General features: G+C 68.0%; 19 protein-coding genes. 8 read left to right on the top strand and 11 right to left on the bottom strand.

Annotated elements, in window-relative coordinates; genetic code table 11:
- Window positions 1-9: 9 nt before the first annotated feature.
- The 7 genes from odhB to zapE form a co-directional block, all read right to left on the bottom strand.
- Window positions 10-1,233 (bottom strand): 2-oxoglutarate dehydrogenase complex dihydrolipoyllysine-residue succinyltransferase, encoded by a 1,224-nt coding sequence (gene odhB, locus ACK4K7_RS13190; RefSeq protein WP_431866673.1) that lies wholly within the window; start codon window positions 1,231-1,233, stop codon window positions 10-12.
- 9 nt (window positions 1,234-1,242) lie between these two features.
- The gene (locus tag ACK4K7_RS13185; RefSeq protein WP_431866671.1) at window positions 1,243-4,044 is read right to left on the bottom strand and encodes a 2-oxoglutarate dehydrogenase E1 component; all 2,802 of its coding nucleotides are present in this window, start codon (window positions 4,042-4,044) and stop codon (window positions 1,243-1,245) included.
- A gap of 54 nt (window positions 4,045-4,098) precedes the next feature.
- Window positions 4,099-4,983, bottom strand: coding sequence for a succinate--CoA ligase subunit alpha (sucD, locus tag ACK4K7_RS13180; RefSeq protein ID WP_431866669.1), 885 nt, complete (start codon window positions 4,981-4,983; stop codon window positions 4,099-4,101).
- A gap of 10 nt (window positions 4,984-4,993) precedes the next feature.
- The gene (locus ACK4K7_RS13175) at window positions 4,994-5,422 is read right to left on the bottom strand and encodes a PIN domain-containing protein (RefSeq protein ID WP_431866667.1); all 429 of its coding nucleotides are present in this window, start codon (window positions 5,420-5,422) and stop codon (window positions 4,994-4,996) included.
- Window positions 5,422-5,697 (bottom strand): ribbon-helix-helix protein, CopG family, encoded by a 276-nt coding sequence (locus ACK4K7_RS13170; RefSeq protein ID WP_431866665.1) that lies wholly within the window; start codon window positions 5,695-5,697, stop codon window positions 5,422-5,424. Before ACK4K7_RS13170 ends, ACK4K7_RS13175 begins: the two co-directional genes overlap by 1 nt.
- Window positions 5,698-5,822: 125 nt before the next feature.
- Complete coding sequence (mdh, locus tag ACK4K7_RS13165; RefSeq protein ID WP_431866664.1) at window positions 5,823-6,785, bottom strand: malate dehydrogenase; 963 nt, start codon at window positions 6,783-6,785, stop codon at window positions 5,823-5,825.
- 111 nt (window positions 6,786-6,896) lie between these two features.
- Window positions 6,897-8,012 (bottom strand): cell division protein ZapE, encoded by a 1,116-nt coding sequence (gene zapE, locus ACK4K7_RS13160; RefSeq protein ID WP_431866662.1) that lies wholly within the window; start codon window positions 8,010-8,012, stop codon window positions 6,897-6,899.
- Between the two features lie 98 nt (window positions 8,013-8,110).
- On the opposite strand from zapE, the gene ACK4K7_RS13155 reads away from it, so the two are divergent.
- From ACK4K7_RS13155 to ACK4K7_RS13145, 3 genes are read left to right on the top strand one after another with little or no spacing between them, the layout of a single operon-like run.
- Complete coding sequence (locus tag ACK4K7_RS13155; RefSeq protein WP_431866660.1) at window positions 8,111-9,118, top strand: efflux RND transporter periplasmic adaptor subunit; 1,008 nt, start codon at window positions 8,111-8,113, stop codon at window positions 9,116-9,118.
- Window positions 9,118-10,365, top strand: a complete 1,248-nt coding sequence (locus tag ACK4K7_RS13150) for an ABC transporter permease (protein WP_431866658.1) — start codon at window positions 9,118-9,120, stop codon at window positions 10,363-10,365. Before ACK4K7_RS13155 ends, ACK4K7_RS13150 begins: the two co-directional genes overlap by 1 nt.
- Window positions 10,362-11,042 (top strand): ABC transporter ATP-binding protein, encoded by a 681-nt coding sequence (locus ACK4K7_RS13145; RefSeq protein WP_431866656.1) that lies wholly within the window; start codon window positions 10,362-10,364, stop codon window positions 11,040-11,042. The genes ACK4K7_RS13150 and ACK4K7_RS13145 overlap by 4 nt, the downstream gene beginning before the upstream one ends.
- A gap of 3 nt (window positions 11,043-11,045) precedes the next feature.
- Here ACK4K7_RS13145 and ACK4K7_RS13140 read toward each other — a convergent pair whose 3' ends face one another.
- Both ACK4K7_RS13140 and ACK4K7_RS13135 read right to left on the bottom strand, forming a co-directional pair.
- Entirely contained in the window at window positions 11,046-11,510 is a 465-nt protein-coding gene (locus ACK4K7_RS13140) for a PaaI family thioesterase (protein ID WP_431866654.1), read from the bottom strand.
- 31 nt (window positions 11,511-11,541) lie between these two features.
- Window positions 11,542-12,327, bottom strand: coding sequence for a succinate dehydrogenase iron-sulfur subunit (locus ACK4K7_RS13135; protein ID WP_431866652.1), 786 nt, complete (start codon window positions 12,325-12,327; stop codon window positions 11,542-11,544).
- A gap of 133 nt (window positions 12,328-12,460) precedes the next feature.
- On the opposite strand from ACK4K7_RS13135, the gene ACK4K7_RS13130 reads away from it, so the two are divergent.
- The 4 genes from ACK4K7_RS13130 to bioB all read left to right on the top strand — a co-directional run bounded on the left by ACK4K7_RS13130 (window position 12,461) and on the right by bioB (window position 17,901).
- A complete protein-coding gene (locus tag ACK4K7_RS13130) occupies window positions 12,461-13,993 on the top strand; it encodes an acyl-CoA carboxylase subunit beta (RefSeq protein WP_431866650.1) in 1,533 nt (510 codons plus the stop codon).
- 90 nt (window positions 13,994-14,083) lie between these two features.
- Window positions 14,084-14,503 carry a methylmalonyl-CoA epimerase gene (gene mce, locus ACK4K7_RS13125; RefSeq protein ID WP_431866648.1) on the top strand — a complete coding sequence of 140 codons (420 nt, stop codon included), beginning with the start codon at window positions 14,084-14,086 and terminating at the stop codon, window positions 14,501-14,503.
- 111 nt (window positions 14,504-14,614) lie between these two features.
- Window positions 14,615-16,789, top strand: coding sequence for a methylmalonyl-CoA mutase (scpA, locus tag ACK4K7_RS13120; protein ID WP_431866646.1), 2,175 nt, complete (start codon window positions 14,615-14,617; stop codon window positions 16,787-16,789).
- Window positions 16,790-16,905: 116 nt separating this feature from the next.
- Entirely contained in the window at window positions 16,906-17,901 is a 996-nt protein-coding gene (gene bioB / locus ACK4K7_RS13115) for a biotin synthase BioB (RefSeq protein ID WP_431866645.1), read from the top strand.
- 15 nt (window positions 17,902-17,916) lie between these two features.
- Here bioB and ACK4K7_RS13110 read toward each other — a convergent pair whose 3' ends face one another.
- Both ACK4K7_RS13110 and ACK4K7_RS13105 read right to left on the bottom strand, forming a co-directional pair.
- Entirely contained in the window at window positions 17,917-18,207 is a 291-nt protein-coding gene (locus ACK4K7_RS13110; protein WP_431866643.1) for a HigA family addiction module antitoxin, read from the bottom strand.
- An 8-nt stretch (window positions 18,208-18,215) separates the two neighbouring features.
- A complete protein-coding gene (locus tag ACK4K7_RS13105; RefSeq protein ID WP_431866641.1) occupies window positions 18,216-18,494 on the bottom strand; it encodes a type II toxin-antitoxin system RelE/ParE family toxin in 279 nt (92 codons plus the stop codon).
- 62 nt (window positions 18,495-18,556) lie between these two features.
- Between ACK4K7_RS13105 and ACK4K7_RS13100 the strand changes: the two genes are divergently transcribed.
- A complete protein-coding gene (locus ACK4K7_RS13100) occupies window positions 18,557-20,620 on the top strand; it encodes a biotin carboxylase N-terminal domain-containing protein (RefSeq protein ID WP_431866639.1) in 2,064 nt (687 codons plus the stop codon).
- Window positions 20,621-20,634: the final 14 nt, after the last annotated feature.

Genomic DNA, 20,634 nt, shown 5'->3' with positions numbered 1-20,634 from the left:
TGGGGTGGATCACAAGTCGATCAGCAAGCGCGTCGGATCCTCGATCGCTTCCTTCATCCGCACCAGGAAGGTGACCGCCTCGCGGCCGTCGACCAGGCGGTGGTCGTAGGTGAGGGCGAGATACATCATCGGGCGGGCGACGATCTGGCCGTCGCGCACCACCGGCCGCTCCTCGATCCGGTGCATGCCGAGCACCGCCGACTGCGGCGGGTTGACGATCGGCGTCGACAGCAGCGAACCGAACACGCCGCCGTTGGAGATGGTGAAGGTGCCGCCCTGCATCTCCTCCATCTTGAGCGTGCCGTCCTTGGCGCGGCGGCCGAAGTCGGCGATCGTCTTCTCGATCTCGGCGAAGCTCATCCGGTCGGCGTTGCGGATCACCGGCACGACCAGCCCGTTCGGGGCCGAGACCGCCACCGACACGTCCACATAATCGTGATAGACGATCTCGTCGCCTTCTATGTAGGCGTTGACGGCGGGGATGTCGCGCGCGGCGAGGCAGGCGGCCTTCACGAAGAAGCCCATGAAGCCGAGCCGAATGCCGTGCTTCTTTTCGAACAGGTCCTTGTAGCGGCCGCGGGCCTCCATCACCGCCGTCATGTCGACGTCGTTGAAGGTGGTGAGCAAGGCGGCCGTGTTCTGCGCCTCCTTAAGCCGGCGGGCGATGGTCTGGCGCAGGCGCGTCATCCGCACCCGCTCTTCGCGCCGTTCGCCGCCCGCCTTCGGGGCGGCGGAGGAAGCGGGAGAAGGCGACGGCGACGGAGCGGCGGCTTCGGCCCGCTGGGCCTTGGCGGCGGCGAGCACATCGTCCTTGGTGATGCGGCCGTCCTTGCCGGTGCCCTTGATCCGCGAGGGATCGATCTGATGTTCCAGCACCGCGCGGCGGACCGCCGGGGACAGGGTGAGGCTGGAGCCTTCGCCGCCCTCCTCGTCCTCTTCCTCGTCCGCCTCACCGCCGTCGGCGGACGCGGAGGGTGCCGCCGGCGCCGCCGACGCGCCTTCCTCGATCCGGGCGATGGCGGCGCCCACCTCGACGGTGTCGCCTTCGGACACGAGATGCTCGCCCATCGTGCCCGCGACCGGCGACGGGACCTCGACGGCGACCTTGTCGGTCTCGAGGCTGGCGATCGGTTCGTCGGCGGCGACGGGGTCTCCGGGCTGCTTCAGCCAGGCGCCGAGCGTCGCCTCGGTGATCGATTCCCCAAGCGTCGGGACTGTAACCTCGGTTGCCATATCGTTCCTCTACCCCGCTTTGCGCTGTTCGGGCCGCGCCCCTTCGAGGCCGAGCGCCTCGGCGATCAACGCCGCCTGCTCCGCCGCGTGCCGCTTGGCAAGCCCCGTCGCCGGCGAGGCCGACGCGGCGCGGCCCGCATAGACCGGCCGCTGCGGCGCGACGCCGGCCGCGACCAGGCATTTCTCGATCCGCCGTTCGACGAACGTCCAGAAGCCCTGATTCTTCGGCTCTTCCTGCGCCCAGACCACCTCCTCGAGGTTGGTCATCCGCTTCAGGCGCGCGATCAGCGGCTCGGACGGGAAGGGATAAAGCTGTTCGAGCCGGACGACGGAGGTGGCGCGGTCCCCCGCCTCGTCGCGCGCGTCCATCAGCTCGTAGGCGACCTTGCCGGCGCACAGGACCAGCCGCTTCACCTCTTCGTCCCGGGGCGGGTTGAGGTCGGACAGGATGCGCATGAAGTGGCTGTCGCCGGTGAAATCGGCGACGCCCGACACCGCCTGCTTGTGGCGCAGCAGCGACTTGGGAGTCATGATCACCAGCGGCTTGCGGAACGGCCGGTGCATCTGGCGCCGCAGGATGTGGAAATAATTGGCCGGCGTGGTGCAATAGGCGACCTGCATATTGTCTTCGGCGCAGAGCTGCAGATAGCGCTCCGGCCGGGCCGAGCTGTGCTCGGGCCCCTGCCCCTCATAGCCGTGAGGAAGCAGCATCACGAGCCCGTTGGCGCGCAGCCACTTCGATTCGCCGGACGAGATGAACTGGTCGATGATCACCTGGGCGCCGTTGGCGAAATCGCCGAACTGCGCTTCCCACAGCACCAGGGTGCGCGGGTCGGACAGCGCATAGCCATATTCGAAGCCGAGCACCCCAAATTCGGACAGCGGGCTGTCGCGCACCTCGAACCGGCCGCCTTCGATCTGGGTCAGCGGGATATATTTGCGGCCGTCATTCTGATCGACCCAGACGGCGTGGCGGTGGCTGAACGTGCCGCGGCCGCTGTCCTGGCCGGACAGGCGGACCTGGAAGCCCTCGCCGACCAATGTGCCGAAGGCGAGCGCCTCGGCCGTCGCCCAATCGAAATTGGCGCCGGTGCGGAACATCTCCGCCTTGGCGTCGAGGATGCGCTGCAGCGTCTTGTGGACCGCGAGGTCGGACGGAACGTGCGTCAGCGTACGACCGAGCGCGGCCAGCGTCTCCGCGTCGATGCTGGTGGGCGCGTTGCGGCGCTCCTCTTCGGGCGTCCCCGGCGCGCCGAGTCCCGCCCAGCGGCCTTCGAACCAGTCCGCCTTGTTCGGCAGATAAGTCTTCGCCGCTTCGAACTCGTCCTCCATCATCGCGGTGAACTGGGCGACATGACCATCGACCCAGCCTTTGTCGACCACGCCCTCTTCGATCAGCCGCGCGCCGTAGAGGGCGGAGATGGGGGGATGCTTGCGGATGGCGGCATACATCTGCGGCTGGGTGAAGCCGGGCTCGTCGCCTTCATTGTGACCGAAGCGGCGGTAGCACCACATGTCGATGACGATGTCGCGCTTGAACTTCTGCCGATATTCGATGGCGAGCTTGCAGGCGAAGGTCACCGCCTCGGGATCGTCGCCGTTGACGTGCAGGATCGGCGCCTGGACCATCTTCGCGACGTCGGAAGGATAGGGGGACGAGCGCGCATATTGCGGCGAGGTGGTGAAGCCGACCTGGTTGTTGATGATGAAGTGGAGCGTGCCGCCGGTGCCGTATCCTGGAAGACCGGAAAAGCCGAGGATCTCGGCCACGATGCCCTGCCCCGCAAAGGCCGCGTCGCCATGGAGCAGCACGGGAAGCACTTCGGTGCCGTCCGGATCGCCTCGCTGCACCTGCTGGGCGCGCGCCTTGCCGAGCACCACCGGGTTCACCGCCTCGAGATGCGAGGGGTTGGGAAGCAGCGACATATGCACCTGGATGCCGTCGAACTCGCGGTCCGACGAGGTGCCGAGATGATATTTGACGTCGCCCGATCCGCCGACATCCTCCGGATTGGCGGAGCCGCCGGCGAATTCCGAGAAGATGGCGCGATAGGGCTTGCCCATCACGTTGGCGAGCACATTGAGGCGGCCGCGATGCGCCATGCCGAGCACGATCTCGCGCACGCCGAACTGCCCGCCATATTTGATCACCGCCTCGAGCGCGGGGACCATCGATTCGCCGCCGTCCAGGCCGAAGCGCTTGGTGCCGACATATTTGCGGGCGAGGAACTTCTCCCACTGCTCCGCCTCGATCACCTTGGCGAGGATCGCTTCCTTGCCCTCGGGGGTGAAGCTGATCTCCTTGTCGCGCCCCTCCATCCGCTCCTGCAGGAAGCGGCGCTCGGCAAGGTCGTTGATGTGCATATATTCGAGGCCGACATGGCCGCAATAATTGCGTCGCAGCACCTCGACCAGCTCGCGCACGGTGATGGTCTCGATGCCCATCGTCCCGCCGAGAAAGACGGGACGGTCGAGCGCCGCGCCCTCGAAGCCGTGATATTCGGGCGTGAGATCGGCCGGCAGGTCGCGCCTGGCGAGGCCGAGCGGATCGAGATCGGCGGCGAGATGGCCGCGCACCCGGTAGGTGCGGATCAGCATCATTGCCCGGATCGAATCGCGCGCGGCCTCCTGCACCTCCGCGTCGGAGCGCCCCGCGGCGACCGCGCGCGCCTTCGCGCCGGCGGCGACCTTCTCGATCGTCATCCGGGTGGGGTCGAGACCCGCATTGACCTCGTCGAGGTCCATGAGCGGCCAATTGTCGCGGGCCCAGCTGGGGCCCTCCACGCGTTCGATTTCGCCGAAGCTGTCCACGGTCACATGCCTTTACGCGGGCGCGCCCCGATGCGCCCCGGTTCCACCAATCCCTCAGCCCTTCAAAAGTTCGGCAAGGGTCGTCCCGAGTTCAGATGGGCTCGGAGACACGCGAATTCCAGCCGCCTCCATCGCTGCGATCTTGTCTTCGGCGCCGCCTTGGCCACCGGAGACGATCGCGCCCGCATGGCCCATGCGCCGGCCCGGAGGCGCGGTGCGGCCGGCGATGAAGCCGACGGTGGGCTTGGATCGGCCCTTCTTCGCCTCGTCGGCGAGGAACTGGGCGGCTTCCTCCTCGGCCGATCCGCCGATCTCGCCGATCATGATGATCGACTGCGTCGCCTCGTCGGCGAGGAACAGCTCGAGCACGTCGATGAAGTTGGTGCCGTTCACCGGATCGCCGCCGATGCCGACCGCCGTCGTCTGGCCGAGGCCCTGCTGCGAGGTCTGGAACACCGCCTCGTAGGTGAGCGTGCCGGAGCGGCTGACGACGCCGACCGATCCCTTGCGGAAGATCTGGCCGGGCATGATGCCGATCTTGCACTCGTCCGGCGTCAGGACGCCCGGGCAGTTGGGACCGATCAGGCGCGACTTCGATCCGGACAGCGCCCGCTTCACCCGCACCATGTCCAGCACCGGAATACCTTCGGTGATGCAGACGATCAGCGGCACTTCGGCGTCGATCGCCTCCAGGATCGAATCGGCCGCGAAGGGCGGCGGCACGTAGATGACCGAGGCGTCGGCCCCGGTGGTCTTCACCGCTTCCTCGACCGTGTCGAAGACGGGAAGGCCGAGATGCTGCTGCCCGCCTTTGCCGGGCGTGACGCCGCCGACCATCTTCGTCCCGTAGGCGATCGCCTGCTCGGTGTGGAAGGTGCCCTGGGCACCGGTAATGCCCTGCGTGATCACGCGGGTATTGGCGTTGACGAGAATGGCCATGGAACTCCAGTCAGCTCGGAAGGTGTTTGAAGGGATTGACGGCCGTGACGCTGCCATAGCGCTGGCCGTCGTTCAGATCTTCGGTGTAGAGCAAGTCGGCGCCGCCTTCGTGCGCCGCCGCGATGATCGCTCCGTCCCAATAGTTGAGCCGGTAGCGCTCCGACAATGCGATTCCGGAACGGACCAGGCCGGCATCGATCGCAACGCACGGCAGGACCGCCAGACGCTCAATCCACTCGTCCGCTTCTTCGGACGAAAGCCGATGCGGACCGGTCCGAACCGCGTTGGCGTAGAACTCCGCCAGCACTTGTCCGGAAATCGTGAAATCATGCGCGCCGACCAGCTCTTCCGCCACTGCGCGCTTCGCCGCATCGGCGCCGGTCAGCTTGGGCCGGGCCGCGTAGAGCAGGATGTTGGTGTCGAAGAACAGACCAGCCATCAGATGTTCCGCAGCCTGTCGAAGCGGGGGCCGCTGTAGCTGTCTTCCCGGTTCCAGCGCCAACCGCCATCGGTGCCGGGCTCGTCGCGCGCGCCGTTCTCGCGCGCTTTCGCCGCCATCCACGCGCGGGCTTCGCGGCGCTTTTCGAGCAGGCCCGTCGCTTCCTCCATATGCTGGCGGATCAGCGCGTTGACGGAGGTGCGGCGCTCGGCCGCCAGCACGCGAAACCGCGCCAGCAGCTCTTCGTCGACGGCGAGGGTGATGTTCTTGGTCACGCGAGCGTCCCGCATTTACACAGCTTATGTGTAAAATAAGAAGTGGCCGAAAGAGCGTCAACGCGAGCGCCGGCGCGGTCCGCTCGCCGGCACATCATCCGCGGTTCGCTCTCCACGAGCATGGACTAGCCGAGCGAGCTGTCGATGCCCTTGCAGGCGTCGAGCAGTTCCTTGACCGCATTCACCGACACGTCGAAATTCTCGCGGGCGGTCGCGTCCAGCTCGATCTCGACGATCCGCTCGACGCCGCCGGCCCCGATCACCACCGGCACCCCGACATAGAGGTCGTCGACGCCATATTGGCCGGTGAGGTGGGCCGCCGCGGGCAGCACCCGCTTCTTGTCCTTGAGGAAGCTCTCGGCCATCGCGATCGCCGAGGTGGCGGGGGCGTAATAGGCCGAACCGGTCTTGAGCAGCTGGACGATCTCGCCGCCGCCCGAGCGGGTGCGCTGGACGATCGCGTCGATCTTCTCCTGCGTGGACCAGCCCATCTTGATGAGATCCGGCACCGGGATGCCGGCGACGGTGCTGTACTGCACCACCGGCACCATCGTGTCGCCATGGCCGCCGAGCACGAAGGCGGTGACGTCCTCGACCGAGACGTCGAATTCCTCGGCCAGGAAGTGGCGGAACCGCGCCGAGTCCAGCACGCCCGCCATGCCGACCACCATGTGATGCGGCAGGCCCGAAAATTCGCGCAGCGCCCACACCATCGCGTCGAGCGGGTTGGTGATGCAGATGACGAAGCTGTCCGGCGCATGCGCCTTGATGCCCTCGCCCACCGCCTTCATCACCTTGAGGTTGATGCCGAGCAGATCGTCGCGGCTCATGCCGGGCTTGCGCGGCACGCCGGCGGTGACGATGCACACGTCGGCGCCGGCGATGTCGGCATAGTCGTTGGTGCCCTTCAGCCGCGCGTCGAAGCCCTCGACCGGCGCCGCCTGCGCAAGATCGAGCGCCTTGCCCTGCGGAATGCCCTCGGCGATGTCGAACAGGACGATGTCACCCATCTCCCGAATGCCCGCCAGGTGAGCGAGCGTGCCGCCGATCATGCCGGCGCCGATGAGCGCGATTTTCTTGCGAGCCATTGGGGTTTCGGAGCCCTTTTCTGATGTCAATGCGGAACGGCCGCCGGCGGCGGCCACGGACGTGGCGCCCGCTTAGACGCCTCCTCGCGCAGGGGCAACAGGCAAGGAGGCTCAATCCTCGCCATGGCCGCGCGCGAGATAATCGGCGCTCTGCATCTCGATAAGGCGGCTCGCGGTGCGCTCGAACTCGAAGGCGCCGTCGCCGGCGGGATAGAGGTCGTGGGGTTCGGCGTCGGCGGCGGCGAGGAGCTTCACCTTCTGCTCGTAGAGCGCGTCGATCAGGGTGACGAAGCGCGCCGCCTCGTTGCGGTTTTCGGGGCCGAGCCGGGGGATGCCGACGATCACGACCGTATGATAGTGGCGCGCGATCGTCAGATAGTCGGCGGCGCCGCGCGGCTGGCCGCACAGCCGCTTGAAGGAGAAGACGGCGACGCCCTTCAGGCTCTTGGGCACGTGGAGCGTGCGGCCGCCGGGCACCTTCAGCTCCTCCGAGGGGACGTGGGCGCGGTCTTCGGGCGGATAGTCGGTCAGGCGGAAGAAGGCGGCGGACAGCGCCTGCGTGGCTTCCGGCCCGTTCGGTACGTACCAGGTGGGGAATCCGCCGAGCCGCTCCAGCCGGTAGTCGACCGGCCCGTTCAGCGCCACGACGTCGAGCGCGCCTTCGATGAGGTCGATGAACGGCAGGAACAGTTCGCGGTTGAGGCCGCCCAGATAAAGGTCGCGCGGCGGGCGGTTCGAGGTGGTGATCACGGTGACGCCGGCCTCCAGCAGCTGGCCGAACAGGCGCGACAGGATCATCGCGTCGGCGCTGTTGTTGATCACCATCTCGTCGAAGCAGAGCAGCCGCGCCTCGGCGGCGATCGCGCGGGCGACCGGCGGGATCGGGTCGCCCGCCTCCTTCGCGCGCTCGGCGCGGAGCCGCTCGTGGACCTCCAGCATGAATTCGTGGAAATGGACGCGGCGCTTCGGCTGGAAGGCGATCGCGTCATAAGCGAGGTCCATCAGCATCGATTTGCCGCGCCCAACGCCGCCCCACATATAGATGCCGCGCGGCGCCCCTTCCCGGCCCCGCCCCAGCAAGCGGGCGATCAGCCCCGGCTCCCGCCGCCCAGCGCCGAGCGCAACCGCCAGCCGGTCCAGCCGCACGGCCGCCCGTTCCTGATCGGCGTCGGGGCGAAGCTCGCCCGCGGCGACAAGGCTTCGATATCGCTGGAGAACCTCTGACACCGGCGCGGCATAGACGCGCCCCCCGGCGGTGAAAAGGTGTCCCGGCTTCCCGGCTTCCCGCACCCCTGCTAGGTTCCGCTTCGGGGAGGAGACGGGGGATGGGTTCACGGTCGGTCTGGCTGCTGCTCCTGCTCCTCGCGCTCGCCGCCGGCGGCGGCTGGTACGCCTTCGGCCGCGGCCCCACCGCCGTCGAGGGAACGCAGGCCCGGCTCGGGGAGGCGGTGGAGGTGGTCTACGCCACCGGCGTCGTCGAGCCCCGCCAGCCGGTGGATGTCGCCTCCCGGATCACCGCGCCGATCGTCGAGATCCTGGTCGAGGAAGGCGACCGCGTCGCCCGCGGCCAGCCGCTCGTCCGGCTGGAGGACGGGGAGCAGCGGGCGGCGATCGCCCAACTCGCCGCGCAAACCGCCAATGCCGAAGCGGAAGAGGGACGCGCCCTCGCCTTGTTCGAGCGCGGCTTCCTCGCCGCCGCCGGACGCGACCGCGCCGTCACCGCCGCCCGCTCCGCCCGCGCCGCCGAGAGCCAGGCGCGGGCCCGCCTCGACCAATATGTGATCCGCGCCGGCCTATCGGGCGTGGTGCTGCGCCGCGAAGCGGAGCCGGGCGACATGGCGGGTCCGAGCCGCAAGCTCCTGACGCTGGGCGACCCGGCGCTGCTGCGCGTTACCGCCACCGTCGACGAACGCGACATCCCGCGGGTGGTGCGCGGCCAGCGTGCGCTCATGTCCTCGGCCGCTTATCCCGACCGGGTCTACCGCGGCACGGTGCGCGACGTGACGCCCGGCGGCGATCCGAACCAGCGCGCCTTCCGCGTCCGTATCCTCCCCGATTCGCCGGAAAATCTTCCGATCGGCCTGACGCTGGAGGTCAATATCGTCACCCGCGCCAAGGCGCAGGCGCTGCTGGTCCCGACCCAGGCGGTGCGGGACGGCCATGTCTGGGCGCTCGGCGAAGGCGGCGAGGCCGAACGCCGTCCGGTGCGCACCGGCATCGAAGGCGCGGAGCGGATCGAGATATTGGAGGGGCTCGCCCCCGGCGCCTGCATCTTCACCAGCCCGCCCGCGAGCCTGAGCGAAGGCGGCCGGGTCGAGGTTCGGGGCTGCTGATGTTCGGGCGGACGCGGCTGCTGCTCGGCATCGCCGCCAAGCATCTCGCGGTCCGCAAGCGCCAGACGGTGGTGGCGGTGTCGGGCGTGGGCGTGGGCGTCGGCTTCTTCCTCGCCGTCTCGGCGCTGATGATCGGCAGCCAGAACGACTTCGTCCGCACCCTTATCGATGCGGCGCCGCACATCATCGTCTCCGACGAAATCCGCAGCCCCCCTCCCCAGCCGGCGGTGACCGCCTTTGGCGAGGCGGCAGTGCAGGTCCGCGGCTACAAGCCCAGGAACGAGGTGCGCGGGCTGAAAGACTGGCAGCGCATCCTGCAGGCCGCCGATTCGATCCCCGGCGGGGTCGGCTCCCCTTCGCTGTCGGGCGCGATCACGCTCCGCGTGGGCGGGCGCGAGGAGGCGCTGGGGATCATCGGCATCGATCCGGCCATCGAGCAGCGGGTGAGCACGGTGGAGGACAACCTCTCGGCCGGGCGGCTGCGCGATCTCGAGACCACGTCGGGCGGGATCATCATAGGCGAGCAGATGGCGGAACGGCTCGGCGTCGGGATCGGCGACACGGTCGGCGCGACCAGCCGAACCGGCACGCGATCGCTACGCATCGTGGGCCTGTTCGAGCGCGGCCGCGGCCAGCTCGGCGCGTCGAACGGCTATGTGCTGCTGCGCGAGGCGCAATCGCTGACCGGCCAGCCCTTCATCATCAACCGCATCGGGGTGAAGCTCGCCGATCCCTATGCGGCCGACGCCGTCGCCGCCGATCTCGAGCGGCGCTTCGGCTACAAGGCGGAAAGCTGGCAGGAGCGATCGGCGGACTTCCTCACGCTGCTGCTCACCCGCAACATCATCATGTATACGGTGGTGTCGGCGATCCTGCTGGTGGCGAGCTTCGGCATCTACACCGTCGTGTCCAATTCGGTGGCGGACAAGCGGCGCGACATCGCGATCATGCGCTCGATCGGCTTTTCGGAAGGCGACCTCCAGCGCATCTTCGTGACGGAAGGGATCGTGCTGGCGCTGGTCGGCATCCTGTTCGGCTGGGCGCTCGGGCTGCTGCTGATGCAGATCCTGGGCAGCCTCGAATTCACCGTGCAGGGCAAGACGGAGCATATCCCGCTCGACCGCCGGCCACGCCAGTTCCTGATCGCCGGCGGCGCGTCGCTTTTTTCGGCCGTGATCGCCGCCTGGTTGCCGGCCCGCAAGGCGGCGCGGGTCGATCCGGTCGACATCCTGCGGGGCGCGGCATGACCGCTTTGCTCGAAGCGGCGGGCCTCACCCGCACCCTGCCCGGCGACCCGCCGGTGCCGCTGGTGCGGGGCGTGGACCTCAGGATCGAGCCCGGCCGCTTCGTGGCGGTGATCGGGCCGTCGGGCTGCGGCAAATCCTCGCTTCTCTATCTGCTCGGCCTCCTCGACCGGCCGACCGCCGGCAGCCTCGTCTTTGACGGCGTCGACACCGTCCCGCTCGGCGGCGACGCGCGGGCACGGCTGCGGCTCGCCCGCTTCGGCTTCGTCTTCCAGTTCCATTTCCTGCTGCCCGAATTCAGCGCGCTCGAAAATGTCGCCATTCCGATCCGCCGCCTCGGCCGGCTGAGCGACAAGGCGGCGCGTGCCCGCGCGCTCGAACAGCTGGAGGCGATGGACCTGGCGGATCAGGCGCACAAGACTCCCGACCGCATGTCCGGCGGCCAGCGCCAGCGCGTCGCCATCGCCCGCGCGCTCGCCAACGATCCGTCGCTGGTGCTGGGGGACGAGCCGACCGGCAATCTCGACAGCGTCAACTCGGCCCGGGTGGTCGAAATCTTCCGCGAGCTCGCGCATGGCGAGGGCCGCGCGGTCGTCTGCGTCACGCACGACCCGGAGGTCGCCGCCGCGGCGGACCAGCGGATCCACATGCGCGACGGCCTGATCGAAGGCGTCGACTGACGCTCAGTCGCTGCCGTGGCTCTTGCCGTCGAACTTGCGCAGCGTGCCGGCGAAGGCGGCGACCAGCACCTCCTCCTGCACCACCCGTCCGCGCAGGAACACCAGCCGTCCGGTCTCGCGCAGCACTTCCACCTCCGCGTCGAGCGGGCGATCGAGCGCGGCCGGGCTCAGGAACTGGACGTTGCAGTCCAGCGTCACGGCGAAGGCGACGTCCGCCCCCGCCAGCCGCCCGCCGGCGAAGAAGGCCATGTCGATGAAGGTCATCGTCGCCCCGCCGTGAACGACGTTGCCGAGATTGGAGTGATATTTGTCCGGAAACATCCGGCAGCGCGCCCGCCCCGGCCCCTCCGCCCGCACCAGGAGCTTGCCCAGCGCGGCGTTGAACCGGTCGCGGTCCTCCACATCCCAGGTCCACCAGCCGGGATGATCGGGATCGGGCGCATGACGGATGCGGGGATGAAGCTTCATGGCCGCTCCTCCCGCAGGCCGGAGTGGAAGATCAAACCGCGCGTTCCAGCAGCATCTTCTTGGTTTCGGCGATCGCCTTGGCGGGGTTGAGCCCCTTGGGGCAGACGTTCGCGCAGTTCATGATCGTGTGGCAGCGATAGAGGCGGAACGGATCCTCCAGCTCGTCGAGCCGCTCGCCGGTCATCTCGTCGCGGCTGTCGGCGAGCCAGCGATAGGCCTGGAGCAGGATGGCCGGCCCGAGGAACTTGTCCGAATTCCACCAATAGCTCGGGCAGGAGGAGGAGCAGCAGGCGCACAGGATGCACTCGTAGAGCCCGTCGAGCTTCGCCCGGTCCTCCGGCGACTGCAGCCGCTCCTTGCCCGACGGCGTCGGCGTCACCGTCTGCAGCCACGGCTTGATCGAGGCATATTGCGCGAAGAAGTGGGTGAAGTCGGGCACGAGGTCCTTGACGACGTCCATGTGCGGGAGCGGCGTGATGCGGATCTCGCCTTTGACGTCCTCGATCGCAGTGGTGCAGGCAAGGCCGTTGCGGCCGGCGATGTTCATCGAGCAGGAACCGCAGATGCCCTCCCGGCACGACCGGCGGAACGTGAGGGTCGGATCGACCTCGCTCTTGATCTTGATCAGCGCGTCGAGGACCATCGGGCCGGTATCGTCGAGATCGAGCTCGAACGTGTCGTAGCGCGGATTGGCGCCGCTGTCGGGGTCGTAGCGGTAGATTTTGAAGCGCTTCACGCGTTTCGCACCGGCCGGCGCCTTGTGCGCCTGGCCCTTGCCCTTGATCTTGCTGTTCTTCGGAAGCGCGAATTCGGCCATGTCCAGTCCTTTGCTTGCGCAGGGCAGATAGCGGCTGGAACCCGCCTTCTCAATGGGGCTTCGGCGTGCCGCCGATTTGCCTCCCCACCGCTTCCCGAATATGGGCGGGGCGAACAGCTGACAGGGGTGCCGGATGGCGACGACGATCGAAGAGCTTGAGCGGCGGCGGGAGCAGGCGCGGCTCGGCGGGGGCGCGAAGAGGATCGAGGCGCAGCACGCCAAGGGGCGCCTCACCGCGCGCGAGCGGCTGACCGTGCTGCTCGATCCCGGCTCGTTCGAGGAATATGACATGTTCGTCGAGCACAATTGCGCCGATTTCGGGATGGAGGACCAGAAGTTCCCCGGCGACGGGGTGGTCACCGGGTCCGGCACGATCAACGGCCGGCTCGTCTACGTCTTCGCGCAGGACTTCACCGTGTTCGGCGGCTCGCTGTCCGAGCGCCACGCGCAGAAGATCTGCAAGGTGATGGACATGGCGATGAAGGTCGGCGCGCCCGTCATCGGTCTCAACGATTCGGGCGGCGCCCGCATCCAGGAAGGCGTCGCGAGCCTCGCCGGCTATGCCGAGGTGTTCCAGAGGAACGTGCTGGCGAGCGGCGTCGTCCCGCAGATCAGCCTGATCATGGGCCCCTGCGCGGGCGGCGCGGTCTATTCGCCGGCGATGACCGACTTCATCTTCATGGTGAAGGACAGCTCCTACATGTTCGTCACCGGCCCCGACGTGGTGAAGACCGTCACCAACGAAGTGGTGACGCAGGAGGAACTGGGCGGGGCGATCACCCACACGACCAAGTCCGGCGTCGCCGACGTCGCGTTCGAGAATGACATCGACGCGCTCCTCGCCACCCGCGACTTCTTCGATTTCCTGCCGCTGTCGAACCGTCACGATCTTCCGGTCCGGCCCACCTCCGACCCCTGGAACCGGGAGGAGCCGAGCCTCGACACGCTCATCCCGGACAGCGCCAACAAGCCCTACGACATGCACGAGCTCATCCGCAAAGTGCTGGACGAGGGCGACTTCTTCGAGATCCAGCCGGCCCATGCCGCCAACATCATCTGCGGATTCGGCCGGGTCGAGGGCCGCACCGTGGGCGTGGTGGCGAACCAGCCGATGGTGCTCGCCGGCGTGCTCGACATCGCCTCGTCGAAGAAGGCCGGGCGCTTCGTCCGCTTCTGCGACGCCTTCGACATCCCGATCCTGACCTTCGTCGACGTGCCGGGGTTCCTCCCCGGCGTCGCGCAGGAGCATAACGGCATCATCAAGAACGGCGCGAAGCTGCTCTTCGCTTATGCCGAGGCGACCGTGCCCAAGATCACCGTGATCACCCGCAAGGCCTATGGCGGCGCCTATGACGTGATGGCGTCGAAGCATCTGCGCGGCGATTTGAACTATGCCTGGCCGACCGCCGAGATCGCGGTGATGGGCGCCAAGGGCGCGGTCGAGATCATCTTCCGCAAGGACATCGGCGATCCCGACAAGATCGCCGCCCGCACCGCCGACTATGAGCAGCGCTTCGCCAATCCGTTCGTGGCCGCGTCGAAGGGGTTCATCGACGAGGTGATCATGCCGCATTCGACAAGGCGGCGCATCGCGCTGGGATTACGGAAGCTGCGCGACAAGCAGCTCGAAAACCCTTGGAAGAAGCATGACAATATTCCCCTGTAACGTCGTGCCGGCGCAGGCCGGCATCCCCTGGAGAGGCGCAGTGCCTGTGAACCTCGAGATCCCGGCCTTCGCCGGGATGACGGTGCTGAGATGAAGCTCGGGCGCCTGAACCATGTGGGGGTCGCCACGCCTTCGATCGAGAAGAGCGTCGCCATGTACCGCGACCTGCTCGGCGCGGAAGCGATCGGCGCGCCCTTCGACCTGCCGGCGCAGGGGGTGCGGGTGTGCTTCGTCGATGCGCCGAACAGCCAGATCGAGCTGATCGAGCCGCTGGGCGAGGCCTCGCCGATCGTGAAGTTCCTCGAGAAGAACCCGACCGGGGGGCAGCATCACATCTGTTTCGAAGTGCCGGACATCCATAAGGCCAAGGCCGAGATGGAGGCGAAGGGCGCCAAGGTGCTCGGCGAGCCCCGCATCGGCGCGCACGGCACGCTCGTCATCTTCGTGCATCCAAGGGACACGGGCGGCGTTCTCATCGAGTTGATGGAGACGCCGGGACAGGCGCATTAGAGCCTCCCCACCCGGCCGGCCTGAGCGTGTTGAAGGCCGCCCCTTCCCTTTTGGGGGCGAAGGTAAGAAAGGGGTGGGCTTCGACAGGCTCAGCCCGAACGGTTCGAAGATATGAATGACAACAAACCCACGATCGAAGACTGGCAGGCCGCCGCGGCCAGGGAGGTGAAGGGCAAGGACCTCACCTGGAACACGCCCGAGGGGCTGGCGGTGAAACCGCTCTACACGGCCGATGACACGGCCGACCTGGATCCCGGCCTGCCCGGCTTCGCGCCCTTCACGCGCGGCCCCTATGCGTCGATGTATACCGGCCGGCCGTGGACGATCCGCCAATATGCGGGCTTTTCCACCGCCGAGGAATCGAACGCCTTCTACCGCCGCAACCTCGCCGCCGGGCAGAAAGGCCTCAGCGTCGCCTTCGACCTCGCCACCCATCGCGGCTATGACAGCGATCATCCGCGCGTCGTGGGCGACGTCGGCAAGGCGGGCGTCGCGATCGACACCGTCGCCGACATGCAGATCCTGTTCGACGGCATCCCGCTCGGCGAGATGAGCGTCTCGATGACGATGAACGGCGCGGTGCTGCCGGTCATGGCCTTCTACATCGTCGCCGCCGAGGAGCAGGGCGTGCCGCAGGAGAAGCTCTCGGGCACCATCCAGAACGACATCCTCAAGGAGTTCGCGGTCCGCAACACCTATATCTATCCGCCCGAGCCTTCGATGCGGATCGTGGCGGACATCATCGCCTACACGTCGCGTCACATGCCGCGCTTCAACTCGATCTCGATCAGCGGCTACCACATGCAGGAAGCCGGCGCGACGGCGGTGCAGGAGCTCGCCTTCACCCTCGCCGACGGCATGGAATATGTGCGGGCGGCGCAGGCCAAGGGGCTCGACGTCGACGCCTTCGCGCCGCGGCTCAGCTTCTTCTTCGGCATCGGCATGAACTTCTTCATGGAGATCGCCAAGCTGCGCGCCGCGCGCCTCTTGTGGCACCGGATCATGGACGGGTTCGGCGCGACCAACCCCAAGTCGAAGATGCTGCGCACCCACTGCCAGACGTCCGGCGTGTCGCTGACCGAGCAGGATCCCTATAACAACATCATGCGCACTACGATCGAGGCGATGGCGGCGGTGCTGGGCGGCACCCAGTCGCTCCACACCAACAGCTTCGACGAGGCGATCGCGCTCCCGACCGACTTCTCCGCACGGATCGCGCGCAACACCCAGCTGGTGATCGCCGAGGAGACCGGCATCGCCAACGTCGCCGATCCGCTCGGCGGCTCTTATTATGTCGAGGCGCTGACCCGCCAGCTCGCCGACGCCGCCTGGGCGCTGATCGAGGAGGTCGAGGCGATGGGCGGGATGACCAAGGCGGTCGACGAGGGCATGCCCAAGCGCCGGATCGAGGAAGCCTCGGCGGCGCGTGCCGCCCGGGTCGACCGCGGCGAGGACGTGATCGTCGGCGTCAACCGCTATCGCCTGAAGGACGAGCCGCCGCTCGAGATCCTCGAGATCGACAATGATCGCGTCCGCTCCGGCCAGATCGCGCGGCTGGAACGGACGCGGGCCGAACGGAACGAAGCGAAGGCGCAGGCCGCGCTCGACACGCTCCGGGAGGGCGCGCAGAGCGGACCATCCGTCACCGGAGGTGGAGAGGCGGACGTGAACCTCCTTGCCCTTGCCGTCGAGGCGGCCCGCGCGCGGTGCACGCTCGGCGAAATCAGTCAGGCGCTGGAGGACGTGTTCGGCCGCTACGGCACCATCCCGACCCCGGTGAAGGGCATCTATGGCGGCGCCTATGGCGACGATCCGAACTGGGCGCGCGCCGGCGAAGGCGTGAGCGCGGTCGAACGCCGGCTGGGGCGCAAGCCACGCATGCTGGTCGCCAAGATGGGCCAGGACGGCCACGACCGGGGCGCCAATCTCGTCGCCTCCGCCTTCGCCGATCTCGGCTTCGAAGTGATCTCGGGTCCGCTCTTCCAGACGCCGGAGGAAAGCGCGCGGCTGGCCGTCGAGAAGGATGTGGACGTGGTCGGCGCCTCCAGCCTCGCGGCCGGGCACAAGACGCTGATCCCCGAACTCGTCCGGCACCTGCGGGCAATGGGCCGGGCCGACATCAAGGTGGTGGCGGGCGGCGTCATTCCGGCGCAGGATTACGAGATGCTGCGCGAGGCGGGGGTGCAGGCGATCTTCGGCCCGGGCACCAATCTGGTGGAAGCCGCCGGCGAGGTGCTGAAGCTCCTCGGCCACAATTTCCCGCCGCTCGAGGAGGCCGCGGAATAGCCGGAGGAAAGGGGGCAGGCATGAGCGACGACATGCGGGCTGGGCCGGTCGCTGGTTGCCATGTGCTACGGCGGCGGGGTAGGCGCCTTCCTCGGCACTGTACATGGAAGCCTCACTTGACCGACATCCGGACCGACTGGACCCGCGCCGAGATCGCGGACCTCTTCGACCTTCCCTTCCTCGACCTTCTCTACGAAGCGCAGGGCATCCACCGCCGCTTCCACGCGCCGAACGAAGTCCAGCTGTCGACCCTGCTCAGCATCAAGACCGGCGGTTGTCCGGAGGATTGCGGCTATTGCAGCCAGTCCGCTTATGCGGAGACCGGCCTCAAGGCCGACAAGCTGATGGACGTCGACAGCGTCCTCGCCGCCGCCGCCGAGGCGAAGGCGAACGGGTCGGGCCGCTTCTGCATGGGCGCGGCGTGGCGCAATCCCAAGGACCGCGACATGGACGCGCTCTGCGACATGGTGGCGGGCGTCAAGGCGATGGGCCTGGAGACCTGCATGACGCTCGGCATGCTGACGCGCGACCAAGCAGATCGCCTCGCCGACGCCGGGCTCGATTATTACAACCACAATCTCGACACCTCGCCCGAACATTATGGCGCGGTGATCACCACCCGCACCTATGCGGACCGGCTCGACACGCTGGAGCATGTCCGCGCATCGGGAATGGCGGTGTGCTGCGGCGGGATCGTCGGCATGGGCGAGAGCCGGGAGGACCGGGTCGGCTTCCTCCACGCCCTCGCCACCCTGCCCCGCCATCCCGAAAGCGTGCCGGTGAACGCGCTGGTGCCGGTCAAGGGCACGGTGCTGGGCGACATGCTGGCCGGCACGCCGCTCGCCCGGATCGACGAGATCGAGTTCGTCCGGACCGTCGCCGTCGCCCGCATCGCGATGCCCCGTTCCATGGTGCGTCTGTCGGCCGGACGCGAAAGCATGTCGGAAAGCACCCAGGCGCTCTGCTTCATGGCCGGCGCCAACAGCATCTTCACCGGCGACAAGCTGCTCACCACCGGCAATGCCGGCGCGGGCGCCGACGCGGCGCTGTTCGGGAAGCTGGGCCTCGTGCCGATGGCAGCCGACGAACCGGTGCCGGTCGCGGCGGAGTGAGGAGCGGCGTGACGATCAGGCCGCCATCACTTCCCTTCGCACGGTGTCGCCATGCTTGGCCTCTGCCTGGAAGAGGTCGTAGGCTGCCTGCATCGACAGCCACAGCCTGGCGGGCGTGCCGAGGCTCGCCTCCAGCCGCAGCGCGGTCTCGGGGCTGATGCCGCGGCGGCCGGCGACGATGTCCTGGATGCGCTGCGGAGGGACCCGCAGTCGGAGCGCGAAGGCATTGGCGCTAAGGCCGCGCGTCTCGATCTCCTCCTTGAGGATCGCGCCGGGATGGACTTGCTGAAAGGCGAACTGGGTCACGAATGTCCTCAATGATAATCCACGATCTCGACATCTTCGGCATTGCCGTCCCGGAACCGGAAGACCAGCCGCCACGGCCCGTTGATCGTCATCGCCCATTGGCCCTGCCGGTCGCCCGACAGGGCGTGCAACCCGACGGAGCGGAGCGGCGGAATGTCGTCGAGCGACCCGGCGGCGTTCAACACCTGCAACCGCGCCATCGCCCTGGCCGGATCCAGCCCGGCGAATTTCGACTTGCCCTCGCGCACGAACCGCTCGGTTGCCCGGTTGGCGAAGCTGACGATCACCGCTATGGAGATAATGGAAACGGCATGCCACGTCAAGCATGTCATGCGAGATCAGGGATACGATGACCTTCTCTAAAATCCTCATCGCGAACCGCGGCGAGATCGCCTGCCGCGTCATCCGCACCGCCCGGAAAATGGGCATCGCCACCGTCGCCGTCTATTCCGACGCGGACGCGCGCGCGCCGCATGTGAAGATGGCGGACGAGGCGGTGCGGCTGGGCCCGCCGCCTGCGTCCGAATCCTATCTGCTGGCCGATGCGATCATCGCCGCCTGCAAGACCACCGGCGCCGAGGCGGTGCATCCCGGCTACGGCTTCCTGTCGGAGCGGGAGAGCTTCGCCCGGGCGCTCGCCGACGAGGGGATCGCCTTCATCGGCCCGCCGCCGAACGCGATCGCGGCGATGGGCGACAAGATCGAATCGAAGAAGATCGCCAAGGAAGCCGGCGTCAACGTCGTGCCCGGCTATCTCGGCGAGATCGCCGACACCGAGGAAGCTGTGCGGATCGCGTCCGACATCGGCTATCCGGTGATGATGAAGGCGTCCGCCGGCGGCGGCGGCAAGGGCATGCGGCTCGCCTGGAGCGAGAAGGACGTGCGCGAGGGTTTCGAGGCGACCAAGCGCGAGGGCCTGTCGAGCTTCGGCGACGACCGCGTGTTCATCGAGAAGTTCATCGAAAGCCCGCGCCACATCGAGATCCAGGTGCTCGGCGACAAGCATGGCAACATCGTCTATCTGGGCGAGCGCGAATGCTCGGTCCAGCGCCGCCACCAGAAGGTGGTGGAGGAGGCCCCCTCCCCCTTCGTCACGCCCGCGATGCGCAAGGCGATGGGCGAACAGGCGGTCGCGCTTGCCCGCGCCGTCGGCTATCACAGCGCCGGCACCGTCGAGCTGATCGTCTCCGGCGCCGATCCCACCGGCGAGAGCTTCTACTTTCTGGAGATGAACACCCGCCTCCAGGTCGAACATCCGGTGACCGAGCAGGTGACCGGCCTCGATCTCGTCGAGCAGATGATCCGGGTCGCGGCGGGCGAGAAGCTCGGCTTCACGCAGGACGACGTCCGGCTCCACGGCTGGTCGATCGAGAACCGGGTCTATGCCGAGGATCCCTATCGCGGCTTCCTTCCCTCGACCGGGCGGCTGGTCCGCTACGAACGGCCGCGCGAGGTGCTCGGCGAAGTCTCCCGCGACGAGGGCGCCGCCCCGCACGAGGCCGACGCGCACCGGACCACCCGCCTCGTTCGCGTCGACGACGGCGTCGAGGAGGGCGGCGAGGTCAGCATGTTCTACGACCCGATGATCGCCAAGCTCGTCACTTGGGGCGAGACGCGCGAGGAAGCGATCGACCGCCAAGTCGACGCACTCGACAGCTTCGTGATCGAGGGGATCGGGCACAATGTCGATTTCCTGTCCGCGCTGATGCAGCACCCCCGCTTCCGCGCGGGCGAGCTCACCACCGGCTTTATCGCCGAGGAATATCCGGAGGGCTTCACCGGCGCGCCCGCCGACGCCGAGCTCGTCCGCGATCTCGCCGCGGTCGCCGCGCTGGCCGCCCTGGAGACGGACTATCGCGCGCAGGCGATCACCGGCCAGCTCGGCACGCCGCCGGCGCTGCCCGAGGAGCGGGTGGTGCGCCTCGACGGCGCGGATCATCTCGTCTCCTTCGCCCGCTACGAAGGCGGAATGCTGGCCTTCATCGATGGCGGTGACCCGGTCGATATCGTGGGCCGCTGGCAGCCGGGGCAGGTCCAGTTCCGCGGCACCGTCGATGGACGCGAGCGGATCGTGCAGGTCCGCCGCCAGGGCCGCGACTGGCGCCTCACCGCCCGCGGCGCGAGCCATGTCGCGCAGGTCCTCCCCGCCCATGTCGCCGACCTGTCGCGCCACATGATCGAGAAGGTGCCGCCCGACCTTTCCAGATATCTGCTCTGCCCGATGCCGGGCCTGCTCACCGCCCTCAACGTCGCCGAAGGCGACAAGGTCGAGGCCGGCCAGCCGCTCGCCGTCGTGGAAGCGATGAAGATGGAGAATATCCTGCGCGCCGAAAAGGCCGGCACCGTCGCCAAGGTCACGGCCAAGCCCGGCGACAGCCTGGCCGTCGACGCGGTGATCCTGGAGTTCGAGTAGGACGGCCCGCCGGC

The organism is Allosphingosinicella sp. (genome assembly GCF_046295735.1).
Classification (GTDB): Bacteria; Pseudomonadota; Alphaproteobacteria; order Sphingomonadales; family Sphingomonadaceae; genus Allosphingosinicella.
Note: the sequence above shows the minus strand (reverse complement) of the source record. Positions and strands in the feature narration are given on the sequence as shown.